Annotated in this window: 15 protein-coding genes; 11 read left to right on the top strand and 4 right to left on the bottom strand. The window is 56.5% G+C overall.

The genetic code is table 11. The features are described from left to right. The first annotated feature begins 78 nt into the window (after nucleotides 1-78). From PHI30_RS06940 to PHI30_RS06900, 9 genes are all read left to right on the top strand, one after another. Entirely contained in the window at nucleotides 79-534 is a 456-nt protein-coding gene (locus tag PHI30_RS06940) for a prepilin-type N-terminal cleavage/methylation domain-containing protein (protein ID WP_300025779.1), read from the top strand. Nucleotides 535-559: 25 nt separating this feature from the next. Continuing rightward, nucleotides 560-1,321, top strand: coding sequence for an A24 family peptidase (locus tag PHI30_RS06935; RefSeq protein ID WP_300025777.1), 762 nt, complete (start codon nucleotides 560-562; stop codon nucleotides 1,319-1,321). A 126-nt stretch (nucleotides 1,322-1,447) separates the two neighbouring features. Next, nucleotides 1,448-3,100: a pilus assembly protein PilM gene (gene pilM, locus PHI30_RS06930; RefSeq protein ID WP_300025774.1), complete on the top strand. Its 1,653-nt coding sequence runs from the start codon at nucleotides 1,448-1,450 to the stop codon at nucleotides 3,098-3,100. Nucleotides 3,101-3,114: 14 nt separating this feature from the next. Then, nucleotides 3,115-3,771 carry a hypothetical protein gene (locus PHI30_RS06925; RefSeq protein WP_300025772.1) on the top strand — a complete coding sequence of 219 codons (657 nt, stop codon included), beginning with the start codon at nucleotides 3,115-3,117 and terminating at the stop codon, nucleotides 3,769-3,771. 40 nt (nucleotides 3,772-3,811) lie between these two features. Then, complete coding sequence (locus PHI30_RS06920; RefSeq protein ID WP_300025770.1) at nucleotides 3,812-5,026, top strand: type II secretion system protein; 1,215 nt, start codon at nucleotides 3,812-3,814, stop codon at nucleotides 5,024-5,026. Between the two features lie 41 nt (nucleotides 5,027-5,067). Continuing rightward, the gene (locus tag PHI30_RS06915; RefSeq protein ID WP_300025768.1) at nucleotides 5,068-7,158 is read left to right on the top strand and encodes a hypothetical protein; all 2,091 of its coding nucleotides are present in this window, start codon (nucleotides 5,068-5,070) and stop codon (nucleotides 7,156-7,158) included. A gap of 27 nt (nucleotides 7,159-7,185) precedes the next feature. Beyond that, nucleotides 7,186-7,677, top strand: a complete 492-nt coding sequence (locus PHI30_RS06910) for a type II secretion system protein (protein WP_300025766.1) — start codon at nucleotides 7,186-7,188, stop codon at nucleotides 7,675-7,677. A 15-nt stretch (nucleotides 7,678-7,692) separates the two neighbouring features. Beyond that, complete coding sequence (locus PHI30_RS06905) at nucleotides 7,693-8,247, top strand: type II secretion system protein J (protein WP_300025763.1); 555 nt, start codon at nucleotides 7,693-7,695, stop codon at nucleotides 8,245-8,247. 132 nt (nucleotides 8,248-8,379) lie between these two features. Beyond that, nucleotides 8,380-13,668, top strand: a complete 5,289-nt coding sequence (locus PHI30_RS06900) for a DUF5057 domain-containing protein (RefSeq protein WP_300025760.1) — start codon at nucleotides 8,380-8,382, stop codon at nucleotides 13,666-13,668. A gap of 156 nt (nucleotides 13,669-13,824) precedes the next feature. Here PHI30_RS06900 and PHI30_RS06895 read toward each other — a convergent pair whose 3' ends face one another. Beyond that, entirely contained in the window at nucleotides 13,825-14,031 is a 207-nt protein-coding gene (locus PHI30_RS06895) for a hypothetical protein (RefSeq protein ID WP_300025757.1), read from the bottom strand. A gap of 112 nt (nucleotides 14,032-14,143) precedes the next feature. Here PHI30_RS06895 and PHI30_RS06890 point away from each other — a divergent pair, with 112 nt between their 5' ends. Then, on the top strand, nucleotides 14,144-15,844 hold the full coding sequence (locus tag PHI30_RS06890) for a recombinase family protein (protein WP_300025754.1): 1,701 nt from the start codon (nucleotides 14,144-14,146) through the stop codon (nucleotides 15,842-15,844). After that, on the top strand, nucleotides 15,753-16,205 hold the full coding sequence (locus PHI30_RS06885; RefSeq protein WP_367186351.1) for a sigma-70 family RNA polymerase sigma factor: 453 nt from the start codon (nucleotides 15,753-15,755) through the stop codon (nucleotides 16,203-16,205). The genes PHI30_RS06890 and PHI30_RS06885 overlap by 92 nt, the downstream gene beginning before the upstream one ends. 162 nt (nucleotides 16,206-16,367) lie before the next feature. Here the strand turns inward: PHI30_RS06885 and PHI30_RS06880 are convergent, their stop codons facing one another. The 3 genes from PHI30_RS06880 to PHI30_RS06870 all read right to left on the bottom strand — a co-directional run bounded on the left by PHI30_RS06880 (nucleotide 16,368) and on the right by PHI30_RS06870 (nucleotide 19,406). Next, nucleotides 16,368-17,285 (bottom strand): amidohydrolase, encoded by a 918-nt coding sequence (locus PHI30_RS06880; protein WP_300025748.1) that lies wholly within the window; start codon nucleotides 17,283-17,285, stop codon nucleotides 16,368-16,370. A 139-nt stretch (nucleotides 17,286-17,424) separates the two neighbouring features. Further along, nucleotides 17,425-18,375: an ABC transporter permease gene (locus PHI30_RS06875; RefSeq protein ID WP_300025745.1), complete on the bottom strand. Its 951-nt coding sequence runs from the start codon at nucleotides 18,373-18,375 to the stop codon at nucleotides 17,425-17,427. After that, entirely contained in the window at nucleotides 18,372-19,406 is a 1,035-nt protein-coding gene (locus tag PHI30_RS06870; protein WP_300025743.1) for an ABC transporter permease, read from the bottom strand. The genes PHI30_RS06875 and PHI30_RS06870 overlap by 4 nt, the downstream gene beginning before the upstream one ends. Nucleotides 19,407-19,561 lie beyond the last annotated feature (155 nt).

The raw sequence follows: 19,561 nt of genomic DNA, 5'->3' as shown, positions 1-19,561 counted from the left end.
CTCCTATTGGAAACCAGCGGCCGTTTAGGGGAACGGCCGGGTTTATAAAAGACAGAAAAGAGAAAGGAAGATTTGTTTATGAAGAATCTGCTGAACAAATTTCGCAAAAACAACAAGGGCTTTACGCTGGTCGAACTGATCATCGTCATTGCCATCATCGCGGTGCTGTCCGCCGTCATCGCTCCCCAGTACATCAAGTATGTGGAGAATTCTAAAATGGCTGTTGACGAAAACACCCGTGACGAGCTGAAGCACGCAGTGGAAATCGCAATTGTTGATGCAAGCGTTTATGAAAAGCTGCCTTCTGCCGATGGTGGAACTGCGACTTTGACCTACAAAGCTGGCGAGTCTGCCTACGGTGGTACCTGCGATGCCACTTTGACAAGCAAGGTTACCGAAACGCTGACTCCCGCTGCCATGAAGGCTCAATTCCCGAAATCCAAAACTTATGCTGGAAAGACTATTACAATAACAGTCAAGTACACGGCTGCAACCAAGAGCTATTCTGTGGAAGCCTCCTTGCCTGCCGCCTAATCTCTCCCTGAAAGGACTTCTTTGAATGGACTCCGTGACGATACTCAACTACATATTTGTATTTCTGTTCGGGATCACCGTGGGCAGCTTTCTCAATGTCTGCATCCTGCGCATCCCGGCGGGAGAGAGCATCGTCACCGGGCCCTCTCACTGTACCACTTGCGGCAAGCGTCTGAAGTGGTGGGAGCTGATCCCACTGTTCAGCTACCTTGCCCTGCGGGGTCGGTGTTCCGCATGCCACAGCCCCATTTCCGTCCAATACCCCCTAATTGAGGCGGCAAACGGCGCGCTTTGGTTGCTGGCGTACCATCGCTTTGGGTTTTCACCCGATACCTTGCTGGGCTGTTTTTTCGCCTCAGCACTGCTCGTGGCGTCGATCATCGACGCCCGCACCCGCGAGATCCCGCCGGGGACGACGATTACCGTCGCCGTCCTCGGCGCTCTCCGGCTTCTTTTGCCGGGCGGCGACTGGCCCAGCCATCTTTTGGGACTGGTGAGCGTCAGCGGCGCACTGCTTTTGATTTTTATCCTGTCCGGCGGCGCGGCCATCGGCGGCGGAGATATCAAGCTGATGGCGGGCTGCGGCCTGTTTTTGGGCCTGCGTCTCAATTTGCTGGCCTTTTTCCTGGGCTGCGTGCTGGGCAGCGTCATTCACCTCACCCGGATGTGCTTCGGCGGGGCAAAGCGGGACCTGGCGCTTGGCCCTTATCTGGCCGCAGGCGCAATGCTCTCTTTTTTGTGGGGCGACGCCTTTTTAGGCTGGTATCTGTCCCTTTTGTTTTCCTGAATTTTAAAACCGACTCTGTTTGTCAGGGTCTGCCATCCCATAGCATTTCAATTTGTAATTTCGCTCCATGCGAGCTGTATCATATTTGTGTGTGCGTAACCAACGATAGAGGGGAGACCATTCCACATGGCCGTTAAAGTACTGAATATTGAAATCGGAGACCGCCTCGCCAAGGTATGCCAGTCCAACAAGCTGGGCAAAAACTATCAAATCAAAGAGAGTTTTATGTTCCAGATTCCGGACCAGTATGTAAGCGACGGGCAAATCATGAATCCCACGGCGTTGGGCCTTCTTTTGAAGGAGACGCTGTCCGCTCACGGCGTCAGTGATGTAAAGAACACCACCTTTACGCTGTCCTCCTCCAAGATTGCCAGCCGCGAGGTGCTGCTGCCTCCGGTGAAGGACAATCGGCTCAAAGCCGTGGTGGAAACCAACGCCGCCGATTATTTTCCCGTGGACCTGAGCAACTACCAGATCGCTCACAATCTGCTCCAGCGGGTGCAGGAGCCGGAGCCCGGCTGCCGCGTTTTGGTGATGGCCGCGCCCAAGCCCCTGCTGATGAGCTATGCCCGTCTGGCCGACGAGGCCGGTTTGATCCTGGACAATCTGGACTACTCGGGAAACAGCCAGTATCAGGTTCTGCGCTCCATCCCCGGTCAGGACCCGGTGATGTATGTGGACGTCAACATCAACAGCACCATGGTCTCCTTCGTTCAAGACGGCGTGCTGCTCCTGCAGCGCAGTTTTGGCTTTGGCGGAGACGAATTGGTGTTTGCCGCGCAGCGAGCCGCCGGGATGTCCGACGAGCAGTATCTGGAGACGCTGGAAAAAGCAACAAACCCCCAGTGGCTGAACACCGTCCTTCCGGAGGAGGAGCAGGCAAACTGCCTCAGCCGCCTCATCAGCGGAATTGCCCGCAGTGCGGATTTCTTCAAGTCCAGCCGGTTGAATTCCCCCGTATCGCGGGTGGTTTTGATCGGCACCTGCTGCCAGCTTGCCGGGTTGCAGGAGCGAATCGCCCGGGCGCTGGGAAAGGAAACCGTCCTGCTGACCAGCGTATCCGGCGTCAAATTTCTGGCGGACTCCATTGAGGGCGTTTCCTCCTACATCTCCTGCATCGGCAGCCTTCTCTCCCCGCTGGAGCTGATGCCGGAAGAGCTGCGGCGGAAAAAACAGCTTCAGAAAAAGCGGCAGCGGAGTCCAGACTCCATCACCTTCGGGGTCGCCGTGTGCGCCGCATGTACCGCGGTCGCCATTGCGCTCACGGTTTTCGCCGTGGCCAATTATCTGCTGGCGGTGAACCGCCGCAACACCATGCAGGCGCGGATGGAGGAATTGTCCAACGTGGCGCAGGTCCACGACACCTATTTGGAATATCAGAGCATGACCGGCAATTTGCAGGTGGTGGCCGGATACGCCGACTCCCCCAACGCACAGCTGGAAGCGTTTTTAACAGAGCTGGAGCGCAAGATGCCCTCCAGTCTCCTCCTGCTCTCCGCCTCCTGCTCCGCAGAGGGCGTCACAATGAACATCACAACGCCCGGCATGGAAGAAGCCGCTGTGGTCATCTCCCAACTGCGCTCCTTTGAGAGCATCGTCAGCATGACCGTCAGCACCATCACGGAGGCCGTGGACGACACCGGCTTCACCACCGCCTCCTTCTCTGTCAGCTGCGGCTACGAGGCAGCCCCCGTAGAGGAGACTGCCCAGGCGGGCGACGCCCCGCAAACCACCGAGGATCAGACACTTCAGGCCCAGCAGCCTGAAGCAGCCCAGTAAGGGAGGCGCAGCATATGAAAATTTCAAGAAATGACCTGAAAATGCTCCTGGTGCTGGCGGGCCTGGTGGTTTTCCTCGCACTGTACTTTGGCATTTTTCTCCCCTTTCAGGAAAAAACAGAGACTGTCAACGCAGCCATCAGTCAACTGGAGCCGCAGCTTGCGGAGCTGGAGGACTATAACCGGGACCTTGCCACCTATGAACAGGGCGTCAAGGACTATCGCCGGACCATCAAAAACGAACTCGCCTTCTATCCCGCAGACGTCAAGGACGAGGACTTCCTCGTCTACCTGCTGGATATGGAGAAAAAAATCGGCTTTACCATGGAAAGCGTCACCTTTGACGCACCCGGTATGCTGCTGCAATTTCCCTGCGTGGTGGAACAGGACGGCGCGGACGAAATCGCCGACCTGACGGCTTACCGCATCGGTGCGGTGATGACGGGCCAGCTGTCCTATCCGCAGCTCAAGCAGTGCATCCGCTATCTCTATGAAAGCCCCACGCGCACCGCGCTGGACACCGTTTCCGTCAGCTACAACGCCGAAACCGGCCTGCTGAGCGGCAGCTTCAATATTTCCAAGTACTATCTTACCTGGGACAGCGCAAAGTATATGCCCGCTGCATTGCCCGGATCGGGCAAGGGCGTTTCCGACTTGTTCGGCACAACTTGAATGTAGTTGAAAAATTTCAGGAGGATAGGAGGCTGCACGCGTGGGCGTTTTAAAACGCACGGATAACCGGGGATTTTCTCTGGTGGAACTGATGGTTGGCATCACGATCTTAGGGCTGGTAGCCGCGCCGCTGCTGCACGCCTTCGTCACCTCCGCCAATACGGCCAGACGCAGCGGCCAATTGGCGGACGCCACCCTGACGGCGCAAAATCTGGCGGAGAGTGTGGAGAGCGCCACGCTCTCCACGCTGCGGACCAATCCCCTCTCTGCGCTGGGTGGTACCGGCGCTGCCTTTTACTCCTACGACGGGAGCGCATACCAGCTTTCTCCCGACGCCCAGGCAGAGCGGGCGGACGCCTATTATATCGGGGTGAGCGGCGTTGGTCAGGGGGGAGCGGGGAACTCTGTTTTCAACGCGATGATCTCTCTGCGGGCCGACGATGCATACGCCGCGATCAATGGTCAGGCCATCACCAACTATTCCCCCATGGATGCCGTTCTCTCCCAGACCCGGGACGCCGGCGAGGACCCTGACCAGATCGTAGACGCCGCCTTTCGCTCAGAGGCCAATGTTGTCAGCAACGGGACCTATACGCTCAGCCAGAAGGCACGAACCATTTTGATGGATGTTACGCCCAGCGCCGACAAATCGACGCTCTCCGCCACCGTAACCTACCAGTACAAATACACCTATTCTTACGACCGGGAAGAATACGACGATTTCGGCAATGCCGAAACCGTCCATGTTTCCAACGCCAGATTTGAGGACAGCGTTGTCTATACGCTCTTTCCCAACGGGTACAAACTGTCCGACGGAATGCCGACGCTCTATCTGCTGTATTATCCGTGGTATGTCTCCGGCAGTCCGGACGATATTCAGATCAACAACCGCGGCAACGTTCCCCTCTCCCTGTTTTTAGTCAAGCAGTGGGACCCCGACGCTTCGGCCTTCGAGCTTCAAGCGAAGGAAAACACCTACGCCGCCTCCATTTCCCTGCGGCAAAGCTGTGAGGCCGCGGACGGCGCGCTGATCTATTCCAACGCGGCGCGAAATCTGGTCACCGGACAAACCGGTATCGGCGGCGTCACCTACCATATCTATCAAGGCGATTATCTGTATGTCAACGGGACTTTTTCCGGCGATTTAGTGAAAAAGGCGCCGGAAAACCGCATTTATGAAGTCACCGTGGATCTCTACGACGGAGACTACACCGGGTCGCCGGTTTACAGTCTCCGCACCACAAAGCTGCAATAATTTCCGTGTACGGACGGAAAAAGGAAAGGGGCGTGCAGGATATGAAATCAACTTGGAAAACCGCTTTTGCCAAGCTTCAAGACAATCGGGGCTCCAGTATCATCATGGTCGTGGTAAGTATGATGTTCCTATCCATTCTGGGCGCGGCCCTGCTGTACATGTCTTACACGGGATATCTCATCAAGGTCACGGACCGTCACGGCAAGGAGACGTTTTATGACGCCGCCGCCGCAATGACGGAGCTGCAATCCGGGATTCAGCAGGTCGTCAGCAATTCCATTGCCGCCGCTTACGATGATATGCTGGTCCATTACAGCGACACGGCCTATACCGGCGCAAATCTGACGGACAAGTTTCACGAGCTGTTTCGCGAGGAGGTCTTTTCCTGGAAATCGGACCCCACAGACGGGGACAGCGCGCTGTTCCCCCTGCGGCTTGGCACCCACACCTGCAATACCGATGTGCTGAAAACGTTTCTCACCCACCCCGAGAGCACCGTCCTGTCCGCCGGAGCGGCGCAGTATGACCCGGTTTCAGACACGATGCTCCTCCGGGATTTTCAGGTCTCCTGCACGAATCCCAAAACGCTTTTGACCAGCAATGTCACCTCCGATCTCGTCATCAAAATGCCGGACTTCTATTATCTGGCATCGGAATACAGCATTTCCGGCATTCCCGAATTTGCGGTCATTGCCCGCACGGCCCTCTCCCAGACCATCGGCAACAGCCAACTGAATATTAAGGGCAGCGCCTATGCCGGCAGCATGGACCTCAGCGGTGCGCAGAGCTCTCTGTCCGTCACAGGCGGAACGCTGATTTGCCGCGGTGATGTATCCGTGAAGGACGAGGGGCCTTTGAGCGGAGCAAGCCGGCTGACCGTGGCGGACAACGCGACGCTTTGGGCCAACCGAATCAATTTAAACACTGCGGGCTCTCTGTCCCTGAACGGAAAAGCCTATATTGCGGACGATCTGGCGCTGGAGGGGGACGATGCCTCCGCAGCGGTGGGCGGCAGCTATTACGGTTTCGGCCAGAGCCTTACGGACGCCTCTCAAAGCAGCGCGATCCTGGTCAACGGCAAACATACCGAGCTGGATCTTTCCCATGCGGGCCGGCTGATGCTGGCGGGGCACAGCTTCATCAGCGATACCGCCTCCACCATCGGCGCACCCAGCGGACAGGTCCTTATGGGAGAATCTCTTTCCGTGAAGAGCAACCAGCAGGCGTATTTGATTCCGCCCGCATACCTGGAGGGCGTTGCCCTGAACCCCACCGTGCTCGCTGCCTCTGACCCGATCCCTGCGCCAACCCTTACCGACGCCCCCCTCTGGACGATTGGCGGCACGCCTATGAGTCTGGCAGATTACCATATCACGCCGAAAACCGTCGTGCTGCGGCGAAACGGCGCCGGAAGCCAGCGCATCGTGTACTATTTCATGGAATTTGCCTCCACCGCAGACGCCAACCAATATTTTAAGGACTATTTTGCGGCCAATCAGGGGGACATTTCCCGCTATTTGAAAATGTATACCGATCTATCCACGCTGGACGGCATTGCGCAAACCAGCGGATATGTGGTTTATCAGTCGCAGGAGGGCTATCAGCTGCGGGGCTATGCCGCCCGGGACAGCCTGACCACGACCTCCACCCAGCTTACCACCATGTTCCGCCAGCTGGGCCAAACGCTCTCCGTCAATCCGGTCACCACCTCCGCGCGTGACCCCTACGAGTACATTGTGAACACGGACAAGCTTGCGCGCGAGCTTTCCCCCGGGAGCCGAAAGTGGTTTGATGTGGATGGCGACGTTTTGGGACTTGTAGTAAACGATTCCTACACCATAACCGACAGCACGCCATCTTCCCTTCGGGTCATTCTGGCGTCCGGGGATGTGCAGGTCTCCCGCGACTTTCGCGGCCTGATCGTCTCCGGCGGCGCCATCACCATGGAAAAATCCGTATATGCCAGCGAGGAAGGCGTGGTCTCCGCGTTTTCTGCCACCAACGGAGATCTGAAATTCGGCGATTTTCTCAACGACGCCATCGGAAGTGGCGGACACACCGAATCCACCGGGAACTTGGGCAGCTGGAAGTTGGATGGATTGGTCTCTTTCCAAAATTGGTTAAAACACTAATCTGCGCATCACAAGGAGGCGACGGACTTGAAAGGCAATCAAAAAGGCTTCACGCTGATCGAGCTGATCGTCGTCGTCGCCATTGTTGGGATTTTAGCCGCGGTGACCGGCGTCTCGGTTTCCACCGTTTCGTCTACGCAAAACCGCAAATGTGCCGCCAGCATTGACTCCATGCTCTCCCAATGCCGTGTGCTGACACTCAGTGGGGCGGACAGCCCCGTTCTGAAACTGCACGTCGAGCGCGACGGGTGCTACGGCACAATTGAATGCGGCGGCGTTTCACGGGCCCAGGAGCGGCTGGGTCCGCCGCAGACGGCAATCACCTTCACCGCCGACGACGTGGACTACAACCTGTCGGACACGGCCCTTTATCTGGCGTTTGACCGGACCACCGGCGCTCTGCGCAGTCTGGACGAGGTATCCGGCAATACGGCCTCGGGCAGCTGCACCGAGATCGGCGTCGGCAGCTACACCCTTGCGTTGACGCCCTCCACCGGCTATCATACGCTGGTTTCCTGAGAGGTGGAAATGGATATGAAACGGAATTCAAAGGGCTTTACCTTAGTGGAGCTGATTGTCTCCGTGGCAATCATGGGGCTGATCGCCCTGATCGCCATGGGCTTCATGACCACCGGCGCTCGCACTTATACCGCGGTCGGCTATACGCTGCGCCTGCAATACGAATCCCAGCTGGCCATGGCGCAGCTGCAAGACGCCATGATGGACTGCAACACCGGCATCGTTTGGGACGGCAGCACGCTCTCGATCCTCAACACCGATTCGCAAAATCCGGACAACGATGAGCTGAAGCTCTTTCGTTACGACAGCGCTGAGCAGTGCATTTATTACGGCAGCAACTCTCCCCATGCCGCCACGCTTCTTGCCGAGGATCTGCTGGCAGAGCACGTCAGCGCCTTCTCCGTATCGTTTCGCCCCGGCGCGGAGACCAATCATGTGAAACTGGCTGATCTGGAATTGACGTTTCAGCGCCGCAGCAAAACCCACACCGGAAGTCAGTCCGTCGCGCTGCGCAATCAGCCCCTCACCGCCGCCAGCGTGAGTGACCTTTTAGACGCCGTATATCCCTGATTCCCATCAAAAACAAGATCTATGTTAACTTTTGGAGACAGTGAGAACAGCAATTCACGTTTCCTGTTCCATGGACGGAAAGGAATGGTTTTGATGAAACTCCTCAGGAGGAAGAATCACTCCCGTAAACGCATGGCTGTGTTTACCGGGGTGCCGGTGGTGTGCCTAGTTCTATTTTTGAGCGCCAATTTCTTGACCGCTTCGGCCTACCGCTCTTTATCCCACATTGAAACGATCAAGCAGACAGAATCCGTATTCACGGTGCTGGAAGTGGTCCCGAAATCCGGAAGCGGCAGCGTCGGCTACTATGCGCAGGGGCAGGAGCCTACCTCGGACTGGCTTTCCCGGGCCGCAGCCATCGGCCCTTCCGCCGGTGTGACCGGTCCGGACGCTCGCAAGGCGTGGGTCAATTCCCTGTTTCAGAATCTGAGGGCCAACGGCCTTCTCAGTGACGGCGCAACCACCCCGCTTACCGCCGCCGCGCCCTACGCGGAGGCCTTTCCCTGGTCCAACAACGGAAGTCCCGCCGGAACACAGCTGTTTCTGACGGACCAGCGGGGAAACCTGCGGCAGGAGAGCACCCTCGTCCGGGGCAGCTTCCAGTTTCAAGGCGTGGATGGCGCTTCCTTTGATCAGGTCAGTTCTCCTGTTTTGCTGGAGGACGGCCAGTCCGGCACCCACGTCCAGCACATTTTGCAGTTTTCTTATGCCACGGCCCAGGAAAACGGCTTCTATTATTATAATCCTTCCTTTGAAGCCATTGATTTGAACCAAATTGATGCCTACATCGGCAAGCCCCTCTATATCACCATCTCCCCCGAGGATACCACCAACCCCACCTACGGTTCCGCCTCCCCCATAGAGGTCAAGCGCTATGCGGGAACGCTTGGGCAAGGCGGGTTTGCTCTGGATCGGGAAAAGAGCTACTTCTCTCTCATCAAAACCGGACGCCCCTCCGCTGTCTGGAGCGCCGGGACGCCCTACCGGGCGGAAGCGGACGGCTTTGCCGAGGAGAGCAACGGTTATTTCAACATGACCGTCAGCGGATATACCTTCATGGACAGCGGAAAGGGCAACTATTCTTTTACTCCCAAGGAAGACGCCGAAGCGGTATCCGTTTTATATGACTCCGTCTATGTCACCGGCGGCTATCAGAACAACAACTGGTTTTTGGAGCACGTTTTTGATGACAGGAATGCCCGGCTGGCCATTCGGGTTTACTCTGTCGTGCCGGGTGAAACGGCGCCGGCCACGCTCACCAACATGCTGCAAAAGGCCGACCTGATTGTGCTTTCCGCAGGTTTTGATGTAAGCCGCGGCGGCGCCTCCCTGGCAGATCTTTATGCCGGGGAAACCAATGATCTGACGGCGGAGCAATCCGCCATCGTGGGCCAGGCGCTGCAAGACGGACGGCCCGTCTGGCTGGACGGGCGCTTAAAGGACGGAAGCTGCCAAATCAACGCCTTGGCGGCCCAGATGATGGCGGGCAAGTCCTCCGCCTTCGTGCAGGGGGGCCTGTACTGCTTCCTTCCGGACACTTCCGGCGTCACCCGGAAAGCACTGGTCACCTCCGATTTTTTCCTGCCTTTTGACAGCGGCTATGCCACCCAGGGCGAGCCTTATTTCGCCGTGATGGACGAGATCAGCTACGAAAACTTCCTGCGCAGCCAATCCTCCGGCGTTGACCCGCTGCCCACCGCCGTGACCATGGCAAACTGCGTCCGCTATATCATCAATTACAGTGGGCAGCGCGTTCAAAACGTGAAGGATTCCATCCGCATTCTGGAGGTGCAGCCCAACGCCCACGCCTCCCAGCTGACGAAAACCCTCGATCAGGCCAATTCAAATTACGACTCCCCCTATAATGTGTTTCGCTGGCTGCCCACCGGGTCGTTCGACAGCGTGGCAGACGTGAACATCACCACCATGTCAACCTCCGAGTTTATCGGAAAAATTGAGGACATCAACGAGCAATACGACTTGGTTTACATCGGAGACAGCACCGCCGGATTTTATCTGGAGAATGACTGGCCGGTCTACAACGACCCGAAGCTCAAAGGCAAGCTCTATTCCAATATCGGCGATCTCTACGAGAGCAACCTGCGGCTGACCGGTCTGCTGGACCGCGACTATTCATCATACAGTGGGAACGTCAATACCAACGCCTCCCGCACGTTCCGTTTTTCCGGAAACGATATCACCGCTAAGAAGGAGACGGAACTTAAAAACTTTGCCGACTCCGGATTCCCTGTGATCCTCGCCGGCAATCTGGTGGAGGCCGGCAGCGCCGCAACGCCTGCCTCGGAATTCACCGCGCAGGCTCTCGCTATCCAGACAAACGGAAGCGTGAAGCTATACGCGGTGCCGAAGCTGACCAATGCCATCCCCGGCGCCACCTATCGCTATCAGTGGTATAGCGGAAAGCCCAGTGATGATTGGAACAGATCGATTTCCGGAAAGACCGACTCCACTTACATCCCCACCACACCGGGGGATTACTACTGTGAAATCGTCCTGCAGACGGCGGACGCCTCTTACAGCGTGTACAGCAACTATATCACCGTGGAGAAAAGCAACTGGCAGGTCACCTCAGACGACGACCCGGAGACAAAATCCCCCCCATTTTATCCCATTTCCATTGCCAAGAGTGCCTGGTACGACGACTACTATTATGTGTCCGTGTCTGGCGCATCTGTGTCGGCGTACCAGTGGTATTACCGGCAAAACTTGAACAAAAGCTGGACCCCCATGGGGAATACCAATTCCGATCGCTTCTATTTTGATGACAAGGACTACTACATGTGTCGTGTCACCATTGGCGGGCAGCAGTATTACAGCCCGCAAATTTATAAGCAAAACAGTTGGAGCTACCCCGTCTCCAACTTTACGGGGACCTACTCCACCACCACCGCCACCCTCTCTCTTGGCATCACCTACGCGATTGGCGAGAACGGTGCGACCTTTACCGGAGCCGCTACCGTCACGCCATCCGTATTTTCCAGAAGCATCAATTACAATTGGTACGGTGATAACGGCTACCTAAACTCCGGCACAACGAGCGGCCCGTTGAAAGATGGCACCTACTACTGTGTGGTAAAGTGCGCAGGCAACTCGCTGGAAAGCGGACGCTACACCGTCTCCAGCGGCTTTTCAGGCACCGTGAAGGACGGGGGGACCAAGCGCATGATTCCCGGGAAAGCCGCCGTTGCCTCCGCCATCAGCGCAGAGCGCATCGACAACAGCTCCATTCTTTATGGCACATTGAGCGACATTCTCTCCAAGCCCAACGTCATGCCGGTGTCCGAGGCCATGGGCCAGCGGGAGACCGTCCTAAAGTATCTGAATCTTTCCAAACCCAGCATTGATTTTCGCAGTAAGCCCCGGGACTACGATGGAAATCGAACGCAAAGTCTTGTCAGTGGGCAGACGCTGAGCTATTCCTTCCAAATCCTCAACCCCACGGACAGCACGCCCACGTCCACTCGCTACGCCTGCAAGCTGTATCTGGACCAAAACGCCGACGGCCGCTATGTGTCCGACGAGGAGCTGACCGATTTGGTCATCACGACGCAGGACGGCAAACAGCTGGTGGACGCCGATGCGTTGATGGCCTCCACCGCCTCCGGTTCAGTGACCTATACGGTGAAACGGACCCTTCCTGACAGCTTCAGCGGCATCATTCCTTGGAAGCTGGAAATTGTCAAGGTGGGCGCAAAGCAGATTCACGCCTCCGAGACCGGATACACCTACATTCGTCCCGCCATGCAGACGCTACGCATTCTGCAAATTTCCTCTCTCTCCGGGGGAGGCGGGACCCGCTTTTCTTTGGAAGCGCAAAACAACAACAAAAGCTCCACTTACGGCGCGCTGTTTGATGAGCTTCGCGGCGACGGTCTCTACGATCTTCAAATCCAATCCCGCTCCGTCTCCCAGATCAACGGCACGGACTGGACCCTTAACGCCAGCGAGCTGGCCTTTGACGCCAACAAAAACCGGAAATTGGATACGCAGTCCGAGCTTTACAATTACCTCAGCAGCTTCGACATGCTGATCATCGGCTTTGGCGATGGCTACGGGTACAAGGAAACGCAGGATGGCTTGTCGGAGATGGGCGCAAAGGCGGTGGTCCAGTATATTGACAGCAAAAAAGCCGTTTTGTTTACCCACGATACCACCTCCTTTGTAAACCTGCCGGAATCTTATAAAACCAGCAGCATTTATAAGGATCAGTGGTACTGGGGCTATTACTTCAACTCTGTTGTCCGCAGCGCCGTCGGTCTGGACCGGTACGGCGTGACCGACCCCGTTTACGGCGTCAGCCGCTATTCCCCCATCAACAACAAGTCCCAAAGCGGCCCCGTCGCAAACGCTTACTCTGGATTCGACTCCACGTTGGCCAAGAAGCTGACGGACGCGGGCTATTCCATTGCTTACAAGCCGGGAGATGGCGGCGCAACCACCGTTCCGGAAACGCAGGGCTATACCGCCCTCACCCTGCTGCGGTATTCAAACAATCGTGCCGGACAGCAAACACCCCTCAAAACGGTTTCCTGTCCCACCTCCGAAAGTTCAACCGAAGTCACCACGGTGTCTCAGGTCAACCGCGGTCAAATCACCACCTTCCCCTATAATCTCAACACCGCGGATTTCGGGGGCACCCGCGCCGCCCTCACTGTGGGCAAAACCCATGAGCAGTACTATCAGCTGAATATGAATTCGGACGATATTGTCGTGTGGTACTGCCTGTCGGGAAGCCGCTTTGACTACATGGAAAACGACGTCATCAACAATTACTACATTTACAACCGCGGCAACGTGACCTACTCCGGTGCCGGGCATCGCCCCGACGAAGTCACACGGGACGAGGCAAAGCTCTTTGTCAACACCATGATCGCCGCATACCGCGCCGCGGCAGTCAATCCCACCGTTCAGTTCACGTCGTCCAACGCAAGCCCCATGGATTCCTTCTTCCTTTCCACGGAGTATACCAGTTCCGACGCGAATAACTACTCCGGAAACATTCTGGTCAATGCGGGCCATTCCGAAGAGCGGGCGGTCTATTTCACGATCAATGATCCCAACCTCGCCACCGGAAAGAAGACCGCCGTGGAGCTTTACTGTGAGGATGCATCCGGCAGCGATGTACTCATCGGGGACGAGACCGTGAAGGCGTCCGCTCTATCGGATGTGCAGATCTATCAGGTAAGCAATTCCACGGAAACGGCTGTGGCCAACGCGGCTTTGCGCAGCGGCATCCTGTATAAAATCTACCTTCCGGATTCCTTACTCACCCGCTTCGGCAACAGTCCGGGGGCCAGCATGAAGATCTATATTCGAGCCGTCACAACCATCGATCAGGCGTCTTATATTGGTTCCAACACCCTGACACTCCGAAAACTTGGTTTGCTGTCGCTGTGTTGATGGCTCTCTTTGCGGCAAGGTCGGCCTGTCCGAGCGCAAGCGGCTCATGCACCCGTTTCCAAGCCATTTCATCACAACAAAAGACCCGGAAGCTCCGCCGTATCCCGGCGGAGCTTCCGGGTCTTTTTGCCCGGTTTCTCCCGCTGCCGCAAAGGGTCATTTCTTTTTTGTCTCCAGCGCGGCAATGGCTCTTTCAAGCAGCGCCGTTTTTTCCTCCCCCGTGCAGGGCAGCTCTGCAAGAAAGTGCAAAATCACTTCCCCATGGAGCCGGGCAATGCGCTTTTTCATTGCTTCCCCCGCCTCGTCCCCCTCCGCTTCCTGCACAACAATCCCCACCGTCTTGTCCCCTTGCTTAGAATACACAGCCAACCTCTCCCATATATCTGATAATGAATTCTATGCGGGTATTTTGAATTCCATGAAATGTCCGCGGCTCTTCTCAGGCTTCTTTTTTCAGTGAATGGAGGTGCGGCGCATGTGTGATGAAAAGGCAATCGCTATTTATTCCCGCAAATCCCGTTTTACGGGCAAGGGGGAAAGCATCGAAAACCAAATTGAGCTTTGCAGACAGTACATCACCGCCCACGAGGGGGCAGCCGCCGCCGCGTCCGCTTTGCTCTATGAGGACGAGGGCTTTTCCGGCGGGAATTTGGACCGTCCCCACTTTAAAAAGATGATGGCGGATGCTGCGGCAGGCAGGCTCTCCGCCATCATTGTATACCGCCTCGACCGCATCAGCCGCAATATTGGAGATTTTGCGGCGCTGATCCAGCGGCTGAACGATTTGAACATTTCCTTCGTGTCCATGAAAGAGCAGTTTGACACCTCCTCCCCCATGGGCCGGGCCATGATGTATATTGCCTCTGTATTTTCCCAATTGGAGCGGGAAACCATTGCCGAGCGCATTCGGGACAACATGCATGAGCTTTCCAAAACAGGGCGGTGGCTTGGCGGCACAACGCCCACGGGCTATGCCTCGGAGCAGGTGCAGCGCGTCAGCGTGGACGGCAAGGTCCGCAAGGCGTGCAAGCTGAAAACCATTCCGGAAGAAGTGGAAGTCGTCCGCACCATTTTCAGCAAATTTTTGGAGACCAATTCCCTGACCCGAACAGACGCCTTTCTTTTGCAAAGCGGCTGCACGACAAAGAACGGCAAGGCGTTCTCCCGCTTTGCCATCAGGGGAATCCTTTCAAACCCTGTCTACATGGTTGCCGACGAGGACGCTTACCGCTATCTGACCGAAAACGCCGTGGACCTGTTTTCCGAAGAGGCGGAGTTTGACGGGAAGCACGGTGTGATCGCCTATAACCGTACCCTTCAGAAGGCGGGCAAGGCTAATAAAACGCGCCCCATGTCGGAGTGGATCGTCTCGGTTGGCAAGCACGAGGGCCTGATTCTTGGTGCACAGTGGGTCAGGGCACAGGCGCTGCTGGCGCAAAACCGGTCCAAAAGCTATCGAAAGCCCCGCAGTCACGTGGCGCTGTTATCCGGCCTGCTGCTTTGCGGCAGCTGCGGCGACTACATGCGCCCGAAATTATCAAGTCGCGTGGACGCCCATGGCGTCCAGATTTACACCTACCTTTGCTCCACCAAGGAGCGCAGCCGCTGCGACTGCTGCAACAGTAAAAACGCAAACGGAAACGCGCTGGACAGGGCGGTCCTTGCGGCTCTCGCAAAGCTGCCGGAGGACCGCAGCGAGCTTATGCGGCAGCTGAAAAGAGGGGAAAAAAACCTCGCCAAAGGGGAAAAGAGCAGCACGCAAGATCCGGAAGCTATGCGCGCACAGCTTGCCGACGCCGAACAGGCCATCGAAACGCTGGTGTCCTCCTTGACCAAGGCGGCCGGCACGGCGGCGGAGGATTACATCCTGCGGCAGATCCAGCAGCTGCACGAACAGCGCCAGCAGCTGCTGCGCCGCATGCAGCAACTCCCGGCAGGCACGCAAGCGCTGGAGCTTGCATATGACACGCTTTACGAGTTACTCCACTCCTTCCAAAAAACGCTGGAGGCCATGACTGTGGAGCAGCAGCGCGCCGCCATCCGCGCCTGCGTTCAAAAGGTCGTGTGGGACGGCAAGGAGGCTCATGTGTACCTCTCGGGGGCCTTCGACGATGCTGCCACTGTCTCCGGCGGCAGCAAGGGCAGCGCGGAGCCGTTATGTGCGCATAGCAAATGAGATCCTTATGTACTTCCGCAGTCAAAAAAAATTACAGGGGGAGGTCTCCTTATCCGACTCCATTGAATCCGACAAAGAGGGAAATGTGTTGCAGCTGATGGATGTGGTGGGCGTGGACGACACCATGCTGGAAGATCTTCACGACCGGGACAGCGCCATACAGCTTCACTCCCTTATCCAAAACCGCCTGACCAAGCGGGAGGCGGAGATCATCCGCCTGCGCTACGGTCTTGGAGGGACCATCCCGCTCACCCAGCGGGAGGTCGCGTCCTCCTTTGGCATTTCACGAAGCTACGTATCCAGGTTGGAATCAAAGGCCCTGAGCAAGCTGCGGGAAGCGTTTGAAAAAGGCACGCAATAAGCGGAGGGACCCCGGAGCCTGATCTTTTCATCAGGCTCCGGGGTTCGTACATAAAATCATGATGTGGGCGCTGTTCTTGCTTGGAGCCGCAGGGAGATGGGCAGAAAAAACAAGTGCGGCATACCGTCTTAGCTACGGGGGAGGACGCCCAGCCGGTCAATTTCAGCCCACAGACAGATGATATGCGGTAACGGCATTTTGGAACATGACCTGATCCAGCTCGCTGGAGGTGAAAATACCGGCGCCCGCAAAATAGTCCATCAAGCGGGGATAGGTGTCCCGTGTCAAAACGCAGGGCGAATCACTGCCCCAGAGCAGCTTCTCACTGCCGACAATTTCCTTCGCCATACGAATGAAGCCCTGTCCGGTGGGATACGGGTACTGTTCGGGGAATATGTTCCAGGGAATTGCAGAGAGATCAAACCACACGTTGGGCCGCTTCAGGCACTCCAACGACTGGCGCAGGTGCTCCCCATCCTTGGGGCCGGGGGCCATCAAGTGGCAGACCACAATGCGCAGCCCGGGATGGCGCATGGAGATTCTGGCAACGGCCTCCGGCTGATAACTGGGGGAACCATAGCAGCCAATGTCCAAAACCAGTGTGCCGTTCACCTGTTCCAGCATAGAAATCGTATCCGCCAGCTCGTCTCCATCCACGTCAAATTTGGGGTGAATGCTCATCAGACCAACGCCGCTGCTCAATTCAAACTTTAAAATAGAGATTTTCTGCTTGTGAATCAGGCGATCCGCCAGCTCGGCAGATTTCAGGCAGAACGGGTCAAAGGTGCCGCTCGCCACAAACAAGTCCGGGTAGGCCTGTGCCGCAGCCTGCGTGGCGTCGTTTTGGAAGCCGTACAAACCGCCCTGCAGCAAAACGGCCTTTTCCACGCCGTTTTCCTTCAAAAGCTTTGCCAGCGTATCGGCGGTGAAGCGGTCCTCACCCATTCCCTGGGGAATCATATCCATCTCATCGCCATTCGCCCAGCGGACCCTGCCGTTGCCAATCGCCCGCAGCTCACCGCAGGCGCCGATTCCGGCCACCACATCAAAAATATGTGCATGTGCATCAACGACTCGCATATACTTTCCTCCTATTTTAAAATTCAAAGGCTACTCACATGATTTTAAACAAGATCTACATGCCGCAGGCACCGTGAAGTTTCGATTGATCTCAAGAAAGGCTGAATGCTCCATACCCTCCGGGGCAGCGGAGTATTCTTTAAATATTGACCTGCTTTTTGGGAACGGACACCACCAGAATGGACACCAGCAACGCGCCCTGAATGAGTTCCTGCGTTGCCGCGGGGAGACGGGAAACATTCAGGAAGGAGACCAGCATGGTCAGCATGAATGCGCCGCAGACGGAGCCGATCACGCTGGATTTTCCGCCGCCGGCACTGGTGCCGCCAATGACCGTTGCGGAGATGGAGGTCAGCATATAGGAAACGCCCATATCCTGAAAGGCGCCGCCAAAATAGCCGCCCAGCATGATTCCGCAGATACCGGCCAGCACCGAGCTGATGATGAAGGAGCCAAAGATCGTGGGCGCAATCTTGATGCCTGCCAGCTTGGCGGCTTTCCGATTCTGTCCAATGGCATGCAGATGCCGCCCGTAAGAAGTATGGTACATCAAAATGTAGAGTGCGACCACCGCCAAAACGGAAATCACGATAATCGGCGAGAACGCACCGATGCGCGCCTTTTGCGCAAACCACAAAATCTGCTTGTGGGGGGTTCCCTGATTTTTAGCCGCCAAAAGCAGCACGCAGGAATACACGATGTAACCCACAGCCAGCGTGGTAATCATGGGGGGGACCTTAATAAAGAGATTGACGAAGCCGTTGACAACGCCAACGCACGCGCAAATCCCCAAGGTAATCAGGAGCCCCGGGATCAATCCCACAGACGCCATCAAGAGGGACGCAAGATAGGCGGCCAGCGCCACCGTATACTGGATCGAGAGGTCAATGGCCCCGTCTCCCCCGGTCATGACGACCGTCTGGCTGAGGCTGAGGAACGTCAGGTAGCTCATCAGCGTCAGGTTGGTTACTAAAACGCCAACCTTCAATCCCCCGGTAATCACGCCGATCAGCAGCCACAAAAGCGCCGCGCCCACCAGCGGCCACAGCCACGGGGATTTTCCGATCCATTTTTTCACAGTTGCGTTCATGCCTTTTTCCCCCTCCTTACTGTTGATACAAGTTTCATCGCCAGCGCTGCAATAAGGATGAGGCCGGTAACCGCGCTTTGCATATTCGAGTCAACGTTGAGCATCGTGAGCAGGGTGGAAATACTGGAAATTGCCATCGCCGCGGCAACGATCCCCACCGGGGATGCAATGCCGCCGGTGAATTCGCAGCCGCCCAGAATGATGGTTGCGATGCTGAGCATTTGGTAAGTGGAGGTGGAGTTGATGTCGCCGCCCTTTGAAATATCGTTCATTGCCATACCGGCCAGCACCAGCATCCCGCCGGCCAGCATGTAGGTGACGATCATGGCAACCATCTGGGACCAGCCGGCCCGGGAAATGGCCGTTGGGTTGTTGCCGCTTCCACAGATAATCATACCATACTTGGAGCGTTTGACAATCCACCAGCAGACAAAGCCCGCAACAATCGCCATCACGATGGGCGTTGGAATCAGCGGGCAATTGAAGCCAAAGATCGCCCGAATAAAGGGCACTTCCGCTCCGCCCGGGTTGGGGGCAATGATCAGTCCGATTCCACGCCAGATATAGGAAGCACCCAGCGTCACCACAATCGCGGGCATCCGCTTTACATAGATCAACGCGCCCAACGCGCCATAAGCAATGACAAAGAGCGCCAAACCCAGCGTGCCCATGATGGGATTTTCCGCCACCACAAACGCAAAGAGGATATTGGTCAAGCCCACTGCAATTCCGTTACCCATATCGATGCCGCCGGAAATCACCAGGAACATCTGTCCCAAGGCGATCAAAACCAACGGAATCGCGGAGCTGTACAGCATGTCGATTCCCCGATAGGACGCAATGCGGGGATTGATCCATGCATTGATCATGAAAATCAGCAGCATGATGGCAATGGGCAGCGTGGCGCGATTGGACAGCGCCTTGCCGGCTGTATGCAAAAAGCCGTTTTGCGCTTTCTCTCCCGCGCCCTTGCTTTCTACGGCGCTGCTTTTTCTCGCATACTCGAAAGAGGTCGTGACGATGTTTTTCACACTGACATCGTCCCCCCGCAATTCACCGATGTTCGGGCCCAGTAGAAACAGCCGCTAAGGGCCCAGCAGAAACAGCCAATCTCAGCTCAAAAGAAAAAGCCATTACCAAAACCTTTCAGACTCCTTATACTGGATAGTGACCAAACAACCCAGTA

The sequence above is a fragment of the Oscillibacter sp. genome (assembly GCF_028693505.1).
Taxonomy (GTDB): domain Bacteria; phylum Bacillota; class Clostridia; order Oscillospirales; family Oscillospiraceae; genus Oscillibacter.
Note: the sequence above shows the minus strand (reverse complement) of the source record. Positions and strands in the feature narration are given on the sequence as shown.

Bases quoted from the DNA above. Each gene is read 5' to 3' on its own strand.
- PHI30_RS06905 (WP_300025763.1), top strand. From the start codon at position 7,693: ATGAAACGGAATTCAAAGGGCTTTACCTTAGTGGAGCTGATTGTCTCC.
- PHI30_RS06935 (WP_300025777.1), top strand. From the start codon at position 560: ATGGACTCCGTGACGATACTCAACTACATATTTGTATTTCTGTTCGGG.
- PHI30_RS06890 (WP_300025754.1), top strand. From the start codon at position 14,144: ATGTGTGATGAAAAGGCAATCGCTATTTATTCCCGCAAATCCCGTTTT.
- PHI30_RS06885 (WP_367186351.1), top strand. From the start codon at position 15,753: ATGTGTACCTCTCGGGGGCCTTCGACGATGCTGCCACTGTCTCCGGCG.
- PHI30_RS06900 (WP_300025760.1), top strand. From the start codon at position 8,380: ATGGCTGTGTTTACCGGGGTGCCGGTGGTGTGCCTAGTTCTATTTTTG.
- pilM (WP_300025774.1), top strand. From the start codon at position 1,448: ATGGCCGTTAAAGTACTGAATATTGAAATCGGAGACCGCCTCGCCAAG.
- PHI30_RS06940 (WP_300025779.1), top strand. From the start codon at position 79: ATGAAGAATCTGCTGAACAAATTTCGCAAAAACAACAAGGGCTTTACG.
- PHI30_RS06915 (WP_300025768.1), top strand. From the start codon at position 5,068: ATGAAATCAACTTGGAAAACCGCTTTTGCCAAGCTTCAAGACAATCGG.
- PHI30_RS06880 (WP_300025748.1), bottom strand. From the start codon at position 17,285: ATGCGAGTCGTTGATGCACATGCACATATTTTTGATGTGGTGGCCGGA.
- PHI30_RS06925 (WP_300025772.1), top strand. From the start codon at position 3,115: ATGAAAATTTCAAGAAATGACCTGAAAATGCTCCTGGTGCTGGCGGGC.
- PHI30_RS06875 (WP_300025745.1), bottom strand. From the start codon at position 18,375: ATGAACGCAACTGTGAAAAAATGGATCGGAAAATCCCCGTGGCTGTGG.